The organism is Streptomyces sp. NPDC054840 (assembly GCF_053611065.1).
Window position 1 is genome coordinate 1 of sequence record NZ_JBSGZP010000941.1, and the last position, 2,225, is coordinate 2,225.

General features: G+C 73.5%; 2 protein-coding genes. One reads left to right on the forward strand and one right to left on the reverse strand.

Annotation, left to right across the window (positions count from 1 at the left end; genetic code table 11):
* Positions 1-163 precede the first annotated feature (163 nt).
* Positions 164-433, reverse strand: coding sequence for a hypothetical protein (locus ACWGIU_RS36210; protein ID WP_030723188.1), 270 nt, complete (start codon positions 431-433; stop codon positions 164-166).
* Between the two features lie 279 nt (positions 434-712).
* Between ACWGIU_RS36210 and ACWGIU_RS36215 the strand changes: the two genes are divergently transcribed.
* On the forward strand, positions 713-2,225 hold a 1,513-nt coding region (locus ACWGIU_RS36215; protein ID WP_453712325.1), incomplete at its 3' end, for a protein kinase domain-containing protein.

Genomic DNA, 2,225 nt, shown 5'->3' on the forward strand with positions numbered 1-2,225 from the left:
CCGCACATGGGTGCGGTGCCCGCGCTGGGCGAGCACACCGAGTCCCTGCTGCGCGCCCTGGGGATGGCGGACGCACAGATCTCGGAACTGCGCCGGGACGGTGTGATCGGGTAGGGCCGGGGAGCCGGAGGCCGAGGGGCCGACGGCTGCGGTACGGGGACGGTTACGAGCGGCGGCTGCCGAAGAGCGTGCGACGCAGACGGCGCAGCGGCGCGAAGAGCGAGACGCGTGCGCTCCGGCTCCGCAGACGGTGCGTGTGGTCGCGGGAGGTGAGCTCGCGCATCAGCAGCGTCGCCTCGGCGGTCTCCCGGTGCGGGACGGCGGGACCGCCCAGCACAGAGAGGTGGCGGTCGAGGCGCGAGCTGGTCGCACTGCTGCCGCAGGTGATGGCAGGCACGCGAGGCGGCCTGCTGCGCATTGCTATCTGTTCCATGTTCTCTCCCCACCCGTACGAGGGCACCCGGCCCGGGCAGGTTAACCCTATCGCCCCCGCGTCGCCCCCGGGTATCCCGGTGGTGTGAATTACCCCTGCGGCGACGGCTAGTTGACGATTACTCAGCGGAGTCGTCGATTACTCTCCGCACAGACGTCACGCTGCGAAAGACCTCTGCGCGAGTCCCGTCACGACAGGGGCCACTCGGCCCACACTGCGGTAACTTGGAGTGATCGCCTGATCACATGCGGGGGTACGGGAACACATTCGGGGGCGCGCGTGAGTGAGCAATCGAACTCCGATCGTGTCATCTCGGGCCGCTACCGACTGCTCGAACCGATCGGCCGCGGCGGGATGGGCATCGTGTGGCGGGCCCGGGACGAGGTACTGGCCCGCGATGTCGCCGTCAAGGAGGTACGGGCACCGGCCGGGCTGGAAGCCGGCGAACTGGAGCGGCTGTACCGGCGGCTGGAGCGGGAGGCCTGGGCCGCGGCCCGCGTCTCGCACCGCGGGGTCGTCACCGTCTACGACGTGGCCTCCGAGGACGGGCGGCCCTGGATCGTGATGGAGCTGGTGCGCGGGCTCTCGCTGGCGGACGTACTGGAGGCCGAGGGACCGATGGCCCCTCAGCGGGCGGCACACATCGGGGAACAAGTGCTCGCCGCGCTGCGCTCGGCGCACGACTCCGGGGTGCTGCACCGGGACGTGAAGCCGGGCAACGTCCTGATCGCCAACGACGGCCGGGTGGTGCTCGGCGACTTCGGGATCGCGACCCTGGAGGGCTCCTCGTCGATCACCATGACGGGCGAGGTGGTCGGCTCGCCCGAGTTCCTGGCTCCGGAGCGGGCGTTGGGGCGTGATCCGGGACCCGCCTCGGACCTGTGGGCACTCGGGGTCATGCTCTACACCGCCGTCGAGGGGGTCTCGCCCTTCCGGCAGGCCACCCCGCTGGAGACCCTGCGTGCGGTGGTGGACGCGGAGTTGCCGCCGCCGCGCCGGGCCGGGTCGCTGGAGCCCGTACTGGAGGGGCTGCTGCGCAAGGACCCGGCCGAGCGGCTGGGCGCGGCGGAGGCGGCCCGGATGCTGCGGGTGGTGGGCGCGGGCGGGACCGTACGGGCCCCCGACGGGCCGGTGTCGGGGCCGGACACGCCGACGGTCGTCGCGCACCACGGGCAGGGGACGGACACCCCGCGCGAGCCGTACCGGGCGCAGCCGACGCAACGGGCGCGACCGGCGCACGCGGCTCCGTACGGGACGCCTCCGCCGGTGGCGCGCGAGGGGAACGCGGGGCTGGTGCTGACCGTCGGCATCGTGCTGATGGTGCTGGCTCTGGTCGCGGTGGGGTGGCTGCTGTTCGAGGACCGCGGGAGCGGCGGCGGGACGGGCGGTGGGAACGGCGCCCCCACAGGATCGGCGACGGCCTCGCGGACCGTCACCACGACGCCGTCGACGGCTCCGTCGGCCCCGGTGTCGGCGTCCGCCTCGGGCGCGGCGGGCCGACACGTCTCGGTGTACGTGGACGTGGTGCGTTCCTCCTACACCGGTAGCTGCCCGCCACCGGCCGGGTCCGCGCCCGCCTTCACGGCCACCGTCGAGGTGGAGCGCCCTCCGGTCGTACTGGAGTACCGCTGGGCCACCCGGAGCGGGCGGACCTCCGGACCCGGCTGGCAGTCCGTCACGTACGAGGAGGGCGGGCCGAGGAGCCGGCGGCTGGAGCACACCGAGCTCACGCACGAACCGGACGCGGCCTTCGAGGACGCGGTCCGGCTGGAGGTGCGGGGACCGTCGGAGG

What these genes read in the sequence shown, in the direction of transcription:
- ACWGIU_RS36210 (WP_030723188.1), bottom strand. Translation starts at nt 433, where the DNA reads ATGGAACAGATAGCAATGCGCAGCAGGCCGCCTCGCGTGCCTGCCATC.